Below are 15,928 nucleotides of genomic sequence, written 5' to 3' on the forward strand. Positions count from 1 at the left end.
CCAAACCAAGTCTGCCTTTTCCGACAGGGGCGATATAACGGCATCGCGCCGGATCTGCAACCCGCGTGGCGGACCGCACCAACGCGTTCGCTAGGTCCTGGCGACCGCACCGGCACTATCAGGGCCGTCGACGCGGCGCGCGCCCGGGCGCGGCGCAAGATTGTCCGGCGTCTTGATGTTGCGCGCGAGCCCTGCGGCCTCGAATGCCTTGATCAGCCACCAGCCGAGATCGATCTGACCCGGCAGCAGCCCGAGCTTCGCGGAGCCGGGATAGGCGTGGTGATTGTTGTGCCAGCTCTCGCCCATGCTGATCAGCCCGGCGATGCCGACATCGTAGCCCTGGGCTGCAACGCCCTCGATGACCCAGGTCTGTCCGCCCCTGCGATGCGAGTAATGACCGATCAACCAGTGGCCGGTGACGCAGACCGCGACCCGGACGCAGATGCCCCAGACCAGCCAGCTCCACGAGCCGATCGCAAAAAACAGCAAGGCCCAGGGCAATTGCTGCCACATCCAGCTTCGCTCGACGAACGCATAGAAGCGATCATCGGCGAGCCGCGGTTCGAGCCGGAACAGCGGCGGGTGCTTCAGCATGAGCCTGCAGTGCAGCTGCCACCAGGCATCGCGCCAGAAGCCGGCCGCGTGGCAGGAATAGGCGTGACATGCCGCCTGGCGCTGCGCCCAGTCGCGGAAATCGTGCAGCCGCACCATGCCGTAGGGACCGGCCATCCCGACCAGCGTGCCGAGATAGACACAGAGCCGCTCCAACCACAGCGGGCAGTCGAAGCTTGCATGGATCAGGCGGCGATGCATGCCGACCGAATGTCCGAAGCACAGGGTGATTGCGCTGGTCACAATGAACAACGCGAATGCGCTCCACGAGAACAGCAGCGGCCCGAAGATGATCGCGACCGCGGTCATGCTGCCGAGCCATAGCGACTTCGCCGGTGCCCATTGCACGCGTCCATCCAGCGGGTCGGTGCGCTCGTCCGCGAAGATTCGTTCGGAGCCGGGCTGTAGCTTCATTCCGTAACCTGAAATTGTGCCGCAGCTTGGGATGGAGCTGCCGTTGCTGTCAATCCGCCGCGCCCGTCCGTCGTGTCGCAGCAGGCATTGGCAACCCCGGCGGGTTCACCTAGCCTCGCCAATCAGTCGGCTCATGGGGTGGAGACGTTCAATCATGCGACCGAAACCGTGGCTTGCGCTTGTCGCGGCCATCCTCGCAGGCTGCGGCATGGCCCGTTCCGCCGAGATGCGGGTCACCTTGCTCGGCACGGGAACGCCGACGCCGCGGCTTTCCAGCTTCAGCGCCTCGACGCTGGTGGAGGCGGGGCCGGAGAAGCTGATCTTCGATCTCGGGCGCGGCTCGACGATCCGCCTGTTCCAGAAGAAGATCCCGATCGGCGCGATCACGGCGCACTTCATCACCCATCTGCATTCCGACCACGTCGTCGGACTTCCCGACATGTGGTTGACGGGATGGATCGGCACGCCGTTCGGCTCGCGCAAGACGCCGATGGTGATCTTCGGGCCGAAGGGCACGGTGGCGATGACCGAAAATCTCACCAAGGCGTTCTCCGAAGACATCCGGATCCGGATCGACGATGAGAATTATCCGCCGTCGGGTGTCGCGTTCGCGGCCAAGGACATCGAGCCGGGACCGGTCTACGAGAACAATGGCGTCAAGGTCACTGCGATCGAGGTCAATCACGGCGAGAAGATCAAGCCGTCGTTCGGATACGTCGTCGAGTATGACGGCAAGAAGGTGGTGCTGTCGGGCGACACCAAGCCGGACGAGCGGGTGGCCAAGGCGGCCGAGGGCGCCGACCTCCTGATCCACGAGGTCGCGGTCATCGATCCCGACCTGTTCAAGGCCTATCCGAACTACCGGGCGATCGAGAACCATCACACCTCGCCGGAAGAGGCCGGCAGGATCTTCGCAGAGGCGAAGCCGAAGCTTGCGGTCTATTCGCACATCGTGTTCGCAAGCCAGCCGCCGACCCAGGACGTGCCGGAGGAGGCGCTGCTGAAGCGGACGCGCACGACCTATCAGGGGCCGCTCGTGATCGGGCACGATCTGATGTCGTTCGTGATCACGGACAAGGTCGAGGGCTTTGCCCCCGACGGCACCGCGATCAGGTAACGACCGCCGTGCGCAGGCGGCGAGGCTATTTGGCCTCGGCGTCCATGGCCGGCTCGGCCGACACCGCTGGTTGTTCAACGGTCACGGCCTTCAGCACCTTGCGTTTCGCCGCGCGGATCTCAAGCTGCAAGGGCGGCTGATAGGACCCGGCGGGCGGCTCGAACATGAAGGCGTGGTGCCCGTCGCCCTTGTTGAGCTTGAGCAGGTCCTTGCGGAATTGATCGGCAATAACCTCGGCAACGAGCTCGCCGTTGAAATAGATATCGATCGTCACCCGTTTGTCGGGGTGCTGGTCGTACAAGGCCCAGCCGGCGATCCTGTTCTCGTTGAAGACGTCGACATGGCCGGTGACCTCGCCTGAGAGGCTCTCGATGCCGGCTTCGATCACCTCGAGGTCGCTTCGGTAGATCGATCGCGTCACGTCGAAGCTGAAATTCGCCGTATCGACGCATTGCTCCAGCAGGTTCTGCCGATGCTCCTTCATCCGTTGCAGCGTGTCCAGTTCGCCCAACTTGACGTACATGCCGACGATGCCTTCGATACCTGCATTCATGGTGTCGTCCCCGCAATGCTACTCACTTCTTCGCACTCAGCTGCGTTCACAATCGATGGTTTCTTGCGATGCTTCCTTGCGGAAAAATACTCCCGTCAAGACTTGAAGCGCCTCGTCCCGCCAAGGTCAGTCATGAAGACCTTCATGACAGGCATTCATGACATCCCAATCGTCCTGACCTAAACTCGGTGCGGCCGTACCCGGCCCAACGACAAGGACAGGGAGAGCGAACCGATGGAGCAGATCCGCGTCTGCACGCATGATGGACCTGGAGCCAAGCCCGTAATCCGGACCGTGCCATGGCCGGAAATCGGCAAAAAGGCGGCCTTGATCAAGGTCGGCGCCTGCGGGGTTTGCGGAACCGACCTGCACATCCTGAAGGGACATTGGCCGAAGCCGCTGCCATGGCCGTTCACGCTCGGCCACGAGCTCGGCGGCGTGATCGTCGAATGCGGCCCGGAGTTCACCGAAGACTTCATGAGCAAGCCGCTCAAGGTGGGATCGAAGGTGATGATCCCGCCCTTGATGCCGTGCGGCCGCTGCTACTACTGCATCCACTATCCCGAGAGCGCCAACAAGTGCCTGACGCCGGTCTATTACGGCCGCTATCTCGGCTTCGACAAGGCGCCGCACATGTGGGGCGGCTGGGCTGAATATGTCTATGTCGATCTCGACATGCTGCCGGGCACCAAGATCTACAAATTGCCCGACGACATGTCGCTGCGGCTGGGCGCACTCTCCGAGCCCTTGACCTCCTGCATCCGCGCCTTCAACCGCGCCACCCGCGCCGGCGGCTTTTCCTGGGGCGGCACGGTGGTGATCCAGGGCTCCGGGCCGATCGGCATCCTCGCGGTGGCGGCCGCGCAGGAGATGGGGGCAGGGCGCGTGATCTGCGTCGGCGCGCCGGAAGATCAGCGGCTCAAGCTGGCGCGCAAGTTCGGCGCCGAGGCGACCGTCGACATCGAGCAGCTCAAGACGCCGGAAGAGCGCATCAAGGCGGTGCGCGACATCGTCGGCGGCTTCGGCGCCGATCTCGTGATGGATTGCTCCGGCCATCCGACCGCGGGACCCGAAGGCATCGAGATGCTGCGCGACGGCGGCACCTACGTCGAGATGGGCCAGTTCACCGATGCCGGCTCGATCAACACGTCGTGGCATCGCATCTGCACCAAGGACCTCAACGTGCTCGGCTCCTGGGGCTTCACCGGCAACGATCTGCCGCTCGGCGTCGACATGCTCTACCGCACCCGCGACAAATATCCCTGGCTCGACATGCAGACCATCTATCCGTTCACCGAGGACGGCGTCGCGCAGGCGGTCGCGGACGCGATGGCGATGAAGACGGTGAAGTCGACCATCGTGCCGTGGCCCGAGCTGGTCGGGTGAGGCAGGCAAATGGGAATGCTGCAATTCCTGTTGCAGTGCTCCCAAGGGAATAGCGGCCGGGTGCTGCCGATCATGCTCTGATATCGCTCGCCGGGACGACGGCCCGGCGCTAACATCCGATCATGCAGTCGAACCGCGTGCCGCCGAGTGCAACGTTTGCGTGGGGAAACCTGTCCGAGGACTTCCCGCTGTTCAGGACGCTCAGCGCGGAGCAGCGGCTGATCGCGTTTGGCGCGATGACCCGGCGCGACCTGGTGCGTGGCGAGCTGCTGGTCGAGCAGGGCGGCGCCTCCGACGCCTTGTTCCTGGTGCTGCACGGCGCGCTCGCCGTGTACCGGACCGATCATCCCGAGCCGATTGCGGAGCTTCGCGCCGGCGAGCTGGTCGGCGAGATCGGCTTCTTCGCCAACATCCCGCGCACCGCCAATGTGATCGCGATCCGCGATAGCAGCGTACTGGTGCTGACGCGGGCGGCGTATGCGCGGCTTGTCGAGGAAACGCCAGGGATCGTCGAGGCGCTGCTGGCCGCGCTCGCGCAGCGGTTTGCGATCCAGACCGCGCGGCTGCTGCCGGTCCGGACGTCACCGAAGGCGCGCACCGTCGCGCTGATCTCGGGCGGACGCGAGCCGGTGCCGGCGGCCTTCGAACAAAGGCTGCGCCAGGGCCTTGCCGCCGCCGGCGCCGAGATCGTCGACCTCGCGCGCGTGCAGGCGATGTTTCCCGGCCGCACGCTGGACGCTTCCGAGGTCGCCGACTGGCTCAACCGGATCGAGTACGACGCGCCGCTGGTGGCCTATTTCGGCGGCTCCGATGCGTCGGAATGGGCGCGCAAGACCATCCGCCAGGCCGACCTCGTCGTGTTTGCCTGCCGCGGCCAGGCGCCGCCGCCTGACCTGACCGAGCTCGAGAGCTTCGCTTGCGCCGTGCATCCGGCGTCGGCGCGGCGCCTGGTTCGCGTTCATGACATCAGGCAGAACGAGGTCAGCGGCACCGCGGCCTGGCTCGCGCGGCTGCCCTGCTTCATGCACCACCATGTCGCGCTCGAGGACCAGATCGATATCGACAGCCTGGTGCGTTTCCTGTGCGGCCGCGCCGTCGGGTTCGTCGCCGGCGGCGGCGGCAGCCTCGGCACCGCGCATGTCGGGGTCTACAAGGCCTTTCGCGAGCGCGGCGCCATGTTCGACATCTTCGTCGGCACCAGCGTCGGTTCGGCGATGGCGGCGGGTTTTGCCAAGAACTACGACGCCGAACATCTCGAGCGCGGCACGCATGAGATCTTCGTCTCCAGCCGCAGCTTCCGCCGTCCGACCTGGCCGCGCTATGCGCTGCTGGACCACAAGGCCTTCGATCGGGCGCTGGCCGATCAGTATGGCCACAACTGCCGGATCGAGGATTGCTGGCGGCCGTTCGCGGCGGTCGCCACCAATCTGTCGACGCACAGTCTCGAATTGATCCGGACCGGCCTGCTGTGGCAGGCGGTGCGCGCTTCCAGCGCCATCCCCGGCCTGCTGCCGCCGTTCTACACGAAGGACGGACTGATGCTGGTCGACGGCTGCCTCGTCGACAATGTTCCACTGGCGCAGATGCACCAGATGAAGAGCGGCCCGAATCTGGTGGTGCATTTCGGCGAGCCGGCGAGCGAGATGTTCGATGTCGACTATGCCGCGCTGCCGGGAAGGTTCGAGCTGCTTGCGACCTTGCTGATGCCGTTCCGGCGGAAGTCGCTTCCGGCCGCGCCGAGCGCCGTCAACGTGCTGTGGCGGAGCCTCGTCGCGCATCAGCGCTACGATACGCTGCCGACCACGCCGTTCGACCTGGTGATGCGCCCGCCGACGCCCGACGGCATCGACGTGACCGATTTCGACCGCCATCAGGAGATTTTCGAGTCGTCGTATCGCTGGGCCCAGGAAACCATTGCCGCCTCGGAGGCCGCGCATAACCCGGCCATTGCGGCGATCGTCGCGTCCGCCAAGGACGCAGGCAACGATACGAACAAGGATGCAGACACGAGCGCGGCTCCGGTGACGACGGCGGCCGCGCCGGTTTCCCATCAGGCCCGCGTCGGTTGAGCCGCTTGCAGGCGCCGCCGAAGTCGACCATCGTGCCGGCCTGAAATCCGGAGAACACAATGCCGTTCGATTTGATTCTACGCGGCGGACGGGTGATCGACCCGTCGCAAAAGCTCGATGCGGTGACCGACGTCGCCTTTGCAGGCGGCAAGGTCGCCGCGATCGGCCGAGAGTTGAATGCCGATCCCGCGACCGACGTGCGCGACGTCTCCGGGCTGATCGTCTCGCCGGGGATCATCGACCTGCACACCCATGTCTATTGGGGCGGCACCTCGCTCGGCATCGACGCGGAGGAATTCTGCCGCAACTCCGGCGTCACCACCTCGGTCGACACCGGCAGCGCCGGCCCCGGCAATTTCGCCGGGTTCCGCAAGCACGTCATCGAGCCGAGCCAGGTTCGCATCCTCGCTTATCTGCACGTCTCGCATGCCGGCATCTTCGGCTTCTCGGACCGGGTGATGGTCGGTGAGAGCGAGGAGTTGCGGCTGATGAATCCGGTCGATGCCGCGCGCGTCGCCGACGAGAACCGCGACCTCATCGTCGGCATCAAGGTCCGGGTCGGTCTGTTCGCCTCGGGCACCTCGGGCCTGGTGCCGCTCGAGATCGCGCTCGAAGTGGCGGAGCAGGTCGGCATGCCCTTGATGGCGCATATCGACCATCCGCCGCCGAGCTATGAGGAGGTGCTCGCGCGGCTGCGCCCGGGCGACGTGCTGACCCATGCGTTCCGGCCGTTCCCGAACACGCCGGCGACCGCGCAGGGCACGGTGAAAAGGAGCGTGCTGGAGGCGCGCGAGCGCGGTGTGCTGTTCGACATCGGCCACGGCAAGGGCTCGTTCGCCTTCAAGACCGCGCGCGCGATGCTCGCCAACGGCTTCTCACCCGACACCATCTCGTCCGACATCCATCAGCTCTGCATCGACGGTCCGGCGTTCGACCAGGTGACGACGATGTCGAAATTCCTCTGCATGGGGATGTCGCTGCCGGACGTGATCGCGGCGTCCACCGTCAATGCCGCGATGGCGCTGCGGCGGCCCGAGCTCGGCAGCCTCAAGCCGGGCAGCGTCGGCGACGCCACGCTGCTCTCGATCAGGCAAGGCCAGTTCGACTACGTCGACGTCGTCGGCGAACATCTGACGGGCGATCGCAAGATCGCATCCGAAGGCGTCGTGATCGGCGGCCGCTGGTGGCACCCGAAGCAGGACGCCGCCTCATTGACGCGCAGCCATAGCTCGGCCGTGTAGGCGGCACGCAGTGACCCCGCAATCCGGAAACAACGAGGCCGCCACATCGAGGCGGCCTCGCGGCGAGATCCCCGGGCGTTCCCGAAGCGTCGTCTTATTTGCGTTATTTGCGCTCGATGAAAATCTGCCGGCAGTCGGCCGGGCCAATATTCTCCGCCGAGTGTGAAGCGATGACGGGGACCGCATTCACGCTTCCGGCCTTGGTGTGGGTATCCGTGGTTTTTCCGTCAGCTGCGTAGAGCCTCGTATCGCAATCAGTCAGGTGGTAGAGAACCGACGGAAGAGGATGGCCATGCACCTTGTCATGGACGCCTTGCTTTCGCACCGTTTCGATGACGCGAAAGTTTTGATCCTCGAAGATCACCTTGTAGACGTCTGGGTCCCCTTGAAACGTCGGCGGCGCGTTTTGCGCAATCGCCGCGGATGACACCAGATACAGTGCCGCGAATGCGCCCAGCGCGAATGTGCTGTCTCGAGTCATTTCGCAACTCCTCATTGGCGACGGTTGAGTTCTTCACGGACGTCGGGATGCGCCGCAGAATGCTTCGATGCTTCGAAAGGCCAGGTAGCGATTTGACGTCGGCGGTACCGGATCGGATCATGCGCGCACTTCGCCATTTCCACCACCAGCCAGCGCAACCGCATTGACATCACTTCCGGACTACCTCGATCGGCGGAAGCTCGTCGTAGCGTGCTTCATCAAGGCGACATGGAAGCCGGTCTGAATGAATGTCCGCCAGGGGCCCGAGGGCGGACATCCCGCACACTTCCCAATCGCTTCAAAGTGCGGTCATATGGCGCCCGCTCGCACTTGGCGCTTTGGGACGATGGTGTCCGCTTGCACGGGGGAGAATGCGCGTGAAGGAACTTGCTGGAAAGACCGCGTTCGTGACCGGTGCAGCGTCGGGCATTGGATTGGGGATCGCGACCGCTTTGGCCCAGGCGGGGGCGAAGGTCATGCTTTGCGATATTGAAGAAGCGGCGCTGTCCGCCGCGCTCGAGCAACTGAGGCGCACCAACGCCGATGTCGACGGCGTGAAAGCGGACGTCTCACTCAAGGCCGAACTGGTGGCCGCCGCCGAAGCCACGATTGCCCGCTACGGCAAGGTGCATATCCTCGTCAACAACGCTGGCGTCGGCGGCGGTGGCCCCTATGGCACCTGGACCGACGCGTCGTGGAATTGGACCCTCGAGGTCAACCTGATGGCGACCATCTGGGGGATCGAGATTTTCGGGCCGTTGATCGAGCAGCATGGCGAGGGTGGACACATCGTCTCCACGGCCTCGCTCGCCGGCATTATTTCAGGGGCGAGCACGGCATACAACGTTTCGAAGTATGGCGTCGTCGCGCTGTCCGAGGGACTGCGGCAGGAACTCGCGCCGCGCGGGATCGGCGTGTCGGTGTTGTGTCCCGGGTTCATCCGCACGCACATCATGGACTCGAGGCGCAACCTTCCCAAGCGCTTCGAGGGGGAGACGCGTACCTTGCCGACGTCGGGCCCGCTTGCCGAGCGCATCAATCAGGTCCGCCAACGCATCTCCGAGGGCATCGATCCCATGTATGTCGGTGAACTCGTCCGCGAAGGCGTCGAAAACGACTGGCCCTATATCTTCACCGACCTCGAATTCGAGCCGGTGGTCGACGCGCGCTTCGCCGCAATCAAGCAAGGCTTTGACCAGATCCGCGGGCGCAACCCGAAACGTTGAGCACCGGCACTTCCACCAGCTGCTGCGAATGATGTGCAATCGCAGCATGCTTTCGCGCGGATCGATGTCGCGCCACAAGTGCCGCGGTTCATCTCGTCATCAAAAAAAGATTGGCAGCGCGAACAATGTTCGCGCCTTGCGCCGCCATGGCCGCACCACATGTCCGCACCGCAATTCTTGGGTCAGGTTTGGGTCCCCAAACCGCCCAGTTGCGAATTGTGGAGACGGACTATGGACTTCGTCGGTTTTCTTAATGGCTTGGGTTTAACCCAACCGGCCATTTGGACCGCAGTCGTGATCGCGATCGCGATCCTGCTGCGCGTATCGAACGTATTTCGCTACATTCCCAACAACCAGGTCGGCATCGTCGAGAAGCTGTGGTCGACCAAGGGCTCGATCGATGACGGCTTCATCGCGCTGAACGGCGAGGCCGGCTATGAGCCGGAGGTGCTGCGCGGCGGCCTGCACGTGATGTTTCCCCTCATGTACCGGATCCATCGCTCGGACCTCGTGACCGTCGGCCAGGGTAAGATCGCCTATGTGTTCGCGCGCGACGGTGCGGCGCTGGAGTCGTCGCAGGTGCTCGGTGCCAACGACACCGAGGACAAGTCGGACTTCCAGGACGCGCGCCGCTTCCTGCGCGGCGGCGGCCAGAAGGGCCCGCAGCGCAAGATCCTGCGCGAAGGTACCTATGCCATCAACACCACGCAGTTCGCCGTCATCACCGACGACCGTGTCTACGGTCACGCCTTGAGCGAGCGCGAACGCGGCGTGCTCGAGAGCATGCAGCTCACCATCACCGAGCGCTGGGGCTTTGCCCCGGTCGTGCTGGCGGCCGATCACGATTTGGTCGGCATCGTCACCGTGCATGACGGTCCGTCGCTGCCTCCGGGCGAGATCATCGCGCCCGAGGTCGGCATCGAGCTGCGGGATGCGGCGACCTTTCACAACAATTTCCAGGAGCCCGAGAAATTCCTGAGCGCCGGCGGCTATCGCGGCCGCCAGCTCCAGGTCATCGTCGAGGGCACCTGGTACATCAACCGCCTGTTCGCGACCGTCGAGGCGGTGCCGAAGACGGTGATCCCTGTCGGTAATGTCGGCGTCGTCATCTTCTACACCGGCCCGCGCACCGACGACGTCTCGGGCGAGCAGTATCGCCATGGCGAGCTGGTGCTCAACGGCAGCCGCGGCGTCTGGAAGGATCCGCTGTTGCCGGGCAAATACGCCTTCAACACCTATGCCGGCAAGATCGAGATCATTCCGACCGTCAACTTCATCCTGAAATGGATGCGTGGCGAGGTCGGCGCGATGAAGCTCGACGAGAACCTGTCGGAGATCTCGCTGATCACCAAGGACGCGTTCGAGCCGACGCTGCCGCTCTCGGTGGTGATGCACATCGACTACAAGAAGGCGCCGATGATCATCCAGCGCTTCGGCGACGTGAAGAAGCTGGTCGAGCAGACGCTCGACCCGATGGTCTCTGCGTTCTTCAAGAACATCGCGCAGAAGATGACGCTGATCGAGCTGTTGCAGAACCGCGCCGCGATCCAGGCGGAAGCGGCCCACGACATGAAGGCGAGGTTCGAGAGCTATTCGCTCGACCTTCAGGAGGTCTTGATCGGCACGCCGCGTGCGGCGCCCGGCGACCACACCATCGAGAACATCCTGATCCAGCTCCGCTCGCGCCAGATCGCGCGCGAGCAGATCGAGACCTATCAGGAGCAGGAGAAGGCCGCGGTGCAGGAGCGCGCGCTCAACGAAGCCAAGGCGACGGCGGCGGCGCAGTCGGCGCTGACGCAGTCGCTGATCCAGGTCAAGGTCAACGAGAACGAGGGCGCCGCGGCGCTGGCCCGCGCGCAGAAGGACGCCGAGACGCGGAAGGTCACCGCGGCCGCGGTCGGCGAGCAGTCGCGGCTCGAAGGCCAGGGTGAGGCCGACCGGGTGCTGGCGGTCGGCGCCGCCAACGCGCAGGCGACCAAGCTGTCGGTCGATGCCTATGGCGGGCCGGAATACCGGCTTGCCGAGCAGAACTTCGCGAAGTTCGCGGATGCCCTGACGCGGATCAACCAGCCGCTGGTGCCGCAATTCCTGATGTCGAGCGGGCAGGGCCAGGAGGGCAACAGCGCCGGCCTGATCCCGACCGCGATGCTGAGCTCGATGTTCGGGCAGATGATGCCCGGCGCATTGGAGAAGCTGAAGGACGAGGCCCCGAAGGCCACGCGCCGGACCAACGGCCAGTGACGCGCATGGCCTGATCAACGACGTGATCGGCGGCGCGCTACAGACGCGCCGCCGATTCAAATTGTACTGTGAGCTTGGGCGAGCTCGCCTCGCCGGACAGATTGCCAGCCCGGCGCTCTTAGCGCTCGCGTTCCCAAGTAAGGCTTCCTACGACTCTCTTTCCGGGAAAAACGGAACTGACTTGTTCAGCTGTTCGAATGATCAGCTTATCACCTTCCAGCTTGAAAAATCGTATTTGGTCCTGTCCAGTAAGAAGCTCATTCCCCGATATGTCCACTTTGGTTGTGAACTTGTCTCCTTCGATCATGAATTTTCCGCTGTAAGCAAGGAGCGACCTCAGAAGGGTCGCCGACTCCTCATTGCTTGTTGCCGGTTTACGATTTGCCGCCACGATGACGAACGTCACGTATCCATCCGCCGCGAAGATCGCTCTGCCTTTGGGATTGGGACCGAAAGGCTCGGTAGCCTCTCCACCGATAATCTGAATTGTCCACGAGCTCAGCTTCCAACTACCTGCGAGCTGCCCCGCTGCATTGTCCGCGAGGGCAACTCCAGCTTGAAAACAGACGCATACAACAGCAGCGGCCAGCACACGGAGAAGTACCATGTCTTCCTCCCTCTCAGTAGATGACCAGGTCCATTCAAACAAATGCCCAGACTACCTGTGAGAGACGAAATCGGCGAGAGCGAACGGTCCGGGGAGAGGTCCGCTGTGGGGTCATTTTCGACGAACCAGGGTGAGGGACGCCGCTCATGACGCAGCAGGGTCAATCCGCGACCATCGGCCCGAACGGTTCCCAGCGCTCGCCGGTGAAGCGCATCATCCGGAACTGCTTGACCACGCGATAATCGCTCTGGCTGGTGCTGATGGAGAGGCCCGGCAGCAGCAGATCGAGCTTCACGTCCTTCAGATTGGCCGCCTGGCGCATGACATTGTCGCGCGAGAGATCGTCGCCGCATTGCCGTAGCACCTGCACCAATAGCTCGGCGGCGCTGTAGCCATAGGTCGTGAAGATGCTCTTTCTGTCACCTTCCGGATAATACGAGGTCATGAAGGCGGTCCATGTCTTCATGCCCGCATCGTCCGCCCAGCTCGGGTCGGCGGCCTCCTTGAACGAACTTGCCGAGATCAGCCCCTTGGCGTTCTCAAGTCCCGCAGGCGCCAGCACCGCGTCGATCGAGGACGAGCCGACGCCGAGCAGATGAACAGGCTTCCAGCCGAGCTCCGCGGCCTTGCGGATCGCCTGGGCGGCGAACTTCGGCGCCGCCATGTCGATCAGCACGTTGACGCCGGCGGCCTTGAGCCGCACCACCTGCGAGTCGATGGTCGGGTCCGTCATTTCATAGGGCGCAGCGGATGCGACCATCAGCGCGGCCTTCGCGCCGAGCCCGTCCTTCAAGCCGGCGAGATAGTCCTTGCCGCTCTCGTCATTCTGGTAGAGCAGGCCGATCCTGGCATCCGGATAATTGTCGAGGATGAAGCGCACGTAGACGCGAATCTCGGTCCGCAGGTTCGGGGCGAATCCGATCGTCCATGGAAACTCGGCGGGATCCTCGAAGCGCGTCGAGCGACCGCCCACGAACAGTTGCGGGACATGGTGGTCGTTGAGATATTTCTGAACCGCGACGTTGGAGGCGCTGCCGGGCGTCTGGAACGTGAACAGCACCTCGTCGCCTTCGACGAGCTTGCGGGTCTGCTCGACCGTCTTGGATGGCGTTGCCGCGTCGTCATACGAGATCAGTTTGATCCTGCGCCCGTTGATCCCGCCGCGCTCGTTGATCATCCGGAAGTAGGCGGCCTGGAGCTTGCCGATCACCGAGACTGCCGACGCCGGCCCGCTATAGGGCATGGTCTGCCCGATCCTGATCTCGGTGTCGCCGGCGCCGGGATCGTATTTGCGGCTTTCGGCGAGCGTGTTGGCGGCAGCGAACAGGCTGACGCCGACGATCGCCGCCCTGGCCGCCAGCTTGCACCAGTCTTTATGCATCGTGCTGTCCAATGCAGTCCCGGCTTGAAGGCGTGGCGCACCGCGCGTCGGACTGCGGCAGGTGCGGCACGACCTCCGGCAGCGTTTTCCATTCCGGCGTCGGCGGCGTCTCGCCCGGGCGCGGCACATAGGCGGAGCGTGCCGTTGGCGCGAGATCGGGGACATAGCGCGGACAGTTTGGATAGATGTCGCGACATACGACGCGGATCACCGCCTTGGCACCGTGATGCCGTGCCAAACTTTCGGCGTCGCGGTGAATGCTGGCGTCTCCGTTGATGCGAATGCGATAGCTCTTGCTGTCGAAGGTCATGAACAGGAGCCCGACCCTCGGATTCATGGCGATATTGCCGAGCGTCCGGTACATCAGGTTGCCGTCGTAGTCGGGAAATTCCAGTGTATTCGGGCCGACAATCCTGACGAACCCGGGATCGCCTCCCTTGAAGCTGCAGTCCGGATGATCGCCATGAGACGACGCGATGAAGAAGAAACTTGCCGCCGTGATCTGCGCCGCGTCCCGTTCGGAAAATTCGCTGTGCCTGGCGTTGGTCGCCAGGAAATCGGCAAGGCGCCGGCCATCGGCCTGCTCCTGCAACGCAAGCATCCCCTCGTGGTAGAATCCACGTGCTTCCATGGCCGTTCTCGCGCTTCAATGTGATGGCTTTGGGTTAGACGACAGCATAGCAGCGGCGCGCCGCCGGCTCTCGCCGATTTCCCCTCAAGGCGACGCGTCCTGCGCCCGCTTGCTGCCGGGTGGATTGCCGGAGACGTCGGGAAGGGTGCCCGCATTCTCGGGCAAGACGCCCGCGCGAAATGGCTCTGGTGCTTGAAGCCACGATCGGGCGCGATCGGTGGGCCAATCTGCGACATCGCCGATTCCGGCCGGATGATCGTTCCAGTCCCCCTAGAGGGTTCGATGCCGGTCGATTAACATGGTCGTATTCTCGACACTGATGAAAGCGGAGGGGGACATGGCTCGATGCTTCGTCGCAGTCGCGCTGCTGGGGGTCTCTTGGCTGATAAGCGGTGCATCCAATAGCTACGCCGCACCGTGCCTTGTAGTAACGCTCACAGGTACACAGGGGGGACCACAATCTTTTAACGGTCTCGCCGGCGCCGGAACGCTGGTGCGTTTTGGCGATGACACCGATGAATGTGGGGCGGTGAAGTTGCAGTTTGATGCCGGCCGCGGGACCACCATGAGGCTATCGCAGCTAAAAGTCGGGCCTGAGCAGCTAGATGCAGTATTCTTCACGCACATGCACAATGACCACACGGAAGGTTTCGCCGATCTGGTGCAGCTTCGATGGTCATTTAACGGGACCGGAGCGAAGATCGACGTCGTCTGCAGCGCGGATAGCGTCTCGCCCACGGGCATCACGATAAGCTGCAGCAAGTTCACCGCGCATATCGCTGATGCGTTTATTCAGTCAGGCGAGATAGCACAGCGTCATTCCGAGCTCAAAGAACGGACGGCGGCTGGCCCCGCCGAATTGATCAATACGATCACATTCCAGCCAACGGACGAGCCGCAAGTGGTCTGGTCCAAAGGCGGTGTAAAGGTCAGCGCAATTCGTTCAGCCCACATCGCAGGGCACGCATCCTACCGCGTCGACACGCCCGCAGGCAGCGTTGTCATCGGCGGTGACGCCGGAAATGATGCGCCGGCTCCCCCGCGCAGTTCTTCGGCCTCAGAGCAGGTAGAGAAGCTAGCTGAGGGAGCCGACATCATCGTCCATTCGGCAATTCATCCTGTTATGGCCCCCGGCAAGGGGAGCGGGATGTTCGCTTACGCCTATCTGCGTCAGACCTCGGTCCCTGATCTTGCCGCCATGGCCCAGCGCGCTGGCGTGAAGCATCTCGTGCTCACGCACATGATTCCGCCGATTGGAGGTGAGCAATATCCTTTCAAGCTTCCAGGCGGCTTGCTGACGGAGGCCGACTACACGAAGGCGGCTCGAGATGGCGGCTTCACCGGAAACATCGTAGTTGGCACCGATCTCGCGAGCCTTCGTCTGCCAGCGAGATAGGCCTGATGATACAATGATCGCCGTCGGAACGTACGAGTCGCCATTCGGGGAGAACAGGATGCTGCGTCTCATCGCATTCGCACTTGCCGCCTATTGCTATCTCCAGTCCGGATTTGCCAGGGCGGACGAAGCGGCCAAGCAACTGGTTGGAAGCTGGCGGTTGACTTCATGGGTTATCAAGGTCGTGGGCGGAGAGACCACCGAACCATTTGGTCCCAATCCGAAAGGCAGAGCGGTCTTCACTTCGGATGGGTTCTCGGCATTCATGATCGCCGGGCCAGACCGGAAGCCGGCAACGAACGATTCGGACTCGGCCGCGCTCCTCAAATCGTTGATGGTCTACACCGGAAAATTTACAGTCGATGGAGACAGGCTCACGACAAACGTCGATCTATCGTGGAACGAGATTTTGACCGGCTCGGCCCAAATCCGGTTCTTCAAACTGGAGGGCGACAAGCTCTCCATTCGAACCGCGGAGCAGGTCAGCGCGGTCTACCCCGGCAAAAAGGTAATAGGAACCCTCACTTGGGAGCGTGAACGTTGACGGCGCGCCCTTCGTCTCACAACGGCGCG

General features: G+C 63.5%; 14 protein-coding genes. 8 read left to right on the forward strand and 6 right to left on the reverse strand.

The features are described 5' to 3' along the window. Positions 1-90: 90 nt before the first annotated feature. Positions 91-1,026 carry an acyl-CoA desaturase gene (locus FBZ93_RS30500; protein WP_146991144.1) on the reverse strand — a complete coding sequence of 312 codons (936 nt, stop codon included), beginning with the start codon at positions 1,024-1,026 and terminating at the stop codon, positions 91-93. Between the two features lie 154 nt (positions 1,027-1,180). Here FBZ93_RS30500 and FBZ93_RS30505 point away from each other — a divergent pair, with 154 nt between their 5' ends. Beyond that, positions 1,181-2,143, forward strand: a complete 963-nt coding sequence (locus FBZ93_RS30505) for an MBL fold metallo-hydrolase (RefSeq protein ID WP_246667706.1) — start codon at positions 1,181-1,183, stop codon at positions 2,141-2,143. A gap of 25 nt (positions 2,144-2,168) precedes the next feature. Here the strand turns inward: FBZ93_RS30505 and FBZ93_RS30510 are convergent, their stop codons facing one another. Next, entirely contained in the window at positions 2,169-2,696 is a 528-nt protein-coding gene (locus tag FBZ93_RS30510; RefSeq protein WP_146991145.1) for a hypothetical protein, read from the reverse strand. A 234-nt stretch (positions 2,697-2,930) separates the two neighbouring features. Here FBZ93_RS30510 and FBZ93_RS30515 point away from each other — a divergent pair, with 234 nt between their 5' ends. From FBZ93_RS30515 to FBZ93_RS30525, 3 genes are all read left to right on the forward strand, one after another. Beyond that, entirely contained in the window at positions 2,931-4,082 is a 1,152-nt protein-coding gene (locus tag FBZ93_RS30515) for a zinc-binding dehydrogenase (protein ID WP_146991146.1), read from the forward strand. A gap of 122 nt (positions 4,083-4,204) precedes the next feature. Beyond that, the gene (locus FBZ93_RS30520; RefSeq protein ID WP_146991147.1) at positions 4,205-6,151 is read left to right on the forward strand and encodes a patatin-like phospholipase family protein; all 1,947 of its coding nucleotides are present in this window, start codon (positions 4,205-4,207) and stop codon (positions 6,149-6,151) included. Positions 6,152-6,210: 59 nt separating this feature from the next. Continuing rightward, positions 6,211-7,392, forward strand: coding sequence for an amidohydrolase/deacetylase family metallohydrolase (locus FBZ93_RS30525; RefSeq protein WP_146991148.1), 1,182 nt, complete (start codon positions 6,211-6,213; stop codon positions 7,390-7,392). A gap of 103 nt (positions 7,393-7,495) precedes the next feature. Here the strand turns inward: FBZ93_RS30525 and FBZ93_RS30530 are convergent, their stop codons facing one another. Further along, the gene (locus tag FBZ93_RS30530; RefSeq protein ID WP_146991149.1) at positions 7,496-7,873 is read right to left on the reverse strand and encodes a hypothetical protein; all 378 of its coding nucleotides are present in this window, start codon (positions 7,871-7,873) and stop codon (positions 7,496-7,498) included. 371 nt (positions 7,874-8,244) lie between these two features. Here FBZ93_RS30530 and FBZ93_RS30535 point away from each other — a divergent pair, with 371 nt between their 5' ends. Together FBZ93_RS30535 and FBZ93_RS30540 are read left to right on the forward strand one after the other, a co-directional pair. Further along, positions 8,245-9,099: an SDR family NAD(P)-dependent oxidoreductase gene (locus FBZ93_RS30535; RefSeq protein ID WP_246667707.1), complete on the forward strand. Its 855-nt coding sequence runs from the start codon at positions 8,245-8,247 to the stop codon at positions 9,097-9,099. Positions 9,100-9,330: 231 nt separating this feature from the next. Continuing rightward, positions 9,331-11,340, forward strand: a complete 2,010-nt coding sequence (locus tag FBZ93_RS30540; RefSeq protein WP_146991151.1) for an SPFH domain-containing protein — start codon at positions 9,331-9,333, stop codon at positions 11,338-11,340. A gap of 118 nt (positions 11,341-11,458) precedes the next feature. Here FBZ93_RS30540 and FBZ93_RS30545 read toward each other — a convergent pair whose 3' ends face one another. The 3 genes from FBZ93_RS30545 to FBZ93_RS30555 form a co-directional block, all read right to left on the reverse strand. Continuing rightward, entirely contained in the window at positions 11,459-11,947 is a 489-nt protein-coding gene (locus FBZ93_RS30545) for a lipocalin-like domain-containing protein (RefSeq protein ID WP_146991152.1), read from the reverse strand. A gap of 160 nt (positions 11,948-12,107) precedes the next feature. After that, the gene (locus tag FBZ93_RS30550; RefSeq protein ID WP_146991153.1) at positions 12,108-13,328 is read right to left on the reverse strand and encodes an ABC transporter substrate-binding protein; all 1,221 of its coding nucleotides are present in this window, start codon (positions 13,326-13,328) and stop codon (positions 12,108-12,110) included. Further along, positions 13,321-13,959: a pyridoxamine 5'-phosphate oxidase family protein gene (locus FBZ93_RS30555; RefSeq protein ID WP_146991154.1), complete on the reverse strand. Its 639-nt coding sequence runs from the start codon at positions 13,957-13,959 to the stop codon at positions 13,321-13,323. The genes FBZ93_RS30550 and FBZ93_RS30555 overlap by 8 nt, the downstream gene beginning before the upstream one ends. 337 nt (positions 13,960-14,296) lie before the next feature. Here FBZ93_RS30555 and FBZ93_RS30560 point away from each other — a divergent pair, with 337 nt between their 5' ends. Both FBZ93_RS30560 and FBZ93_RS30565 read left to right on the forward strand, forming a co-directional pair. Beyond that, positions 14,297-15,355: an MBL fold metallo-hydrolase gene (locus FBZ93_RS30560; RefSeq protein ID WP_167529278.1), complete on the forward strand. Its 1,059-nt coding sequence runs from the start codon at positions 14,297-14,299 to the stop codon at positions 15,353-15,355. Positions 15,356-15,413: 58 nt separating this feature from the next. Then, positions 15,414-15,899: a lipocalin-like domain-containing protein gene (locus tag FBZ93_RS30565; protein ID WP_167529279.1), complete on the forward strand. Its 486-nt coding sequence runs from the start codon at positions 15,414-15,416 to the stop codon at positions 15,897-15,899. Positions 15,900-15,928: the final 29 nt, after the last annotated feature.

The sequence above is a fragment of the Bradyrhizobium macuxiense genome, assembly GCF_007993935.1.
GTDB classification, from domain to species: Bacteria; Pseudomonadota; Alphaproteobacteria; order Rhizobiales; family Xanthobacteraceae; genus Bradyrhizobium; species Bradyrhizobium macuxiense_A.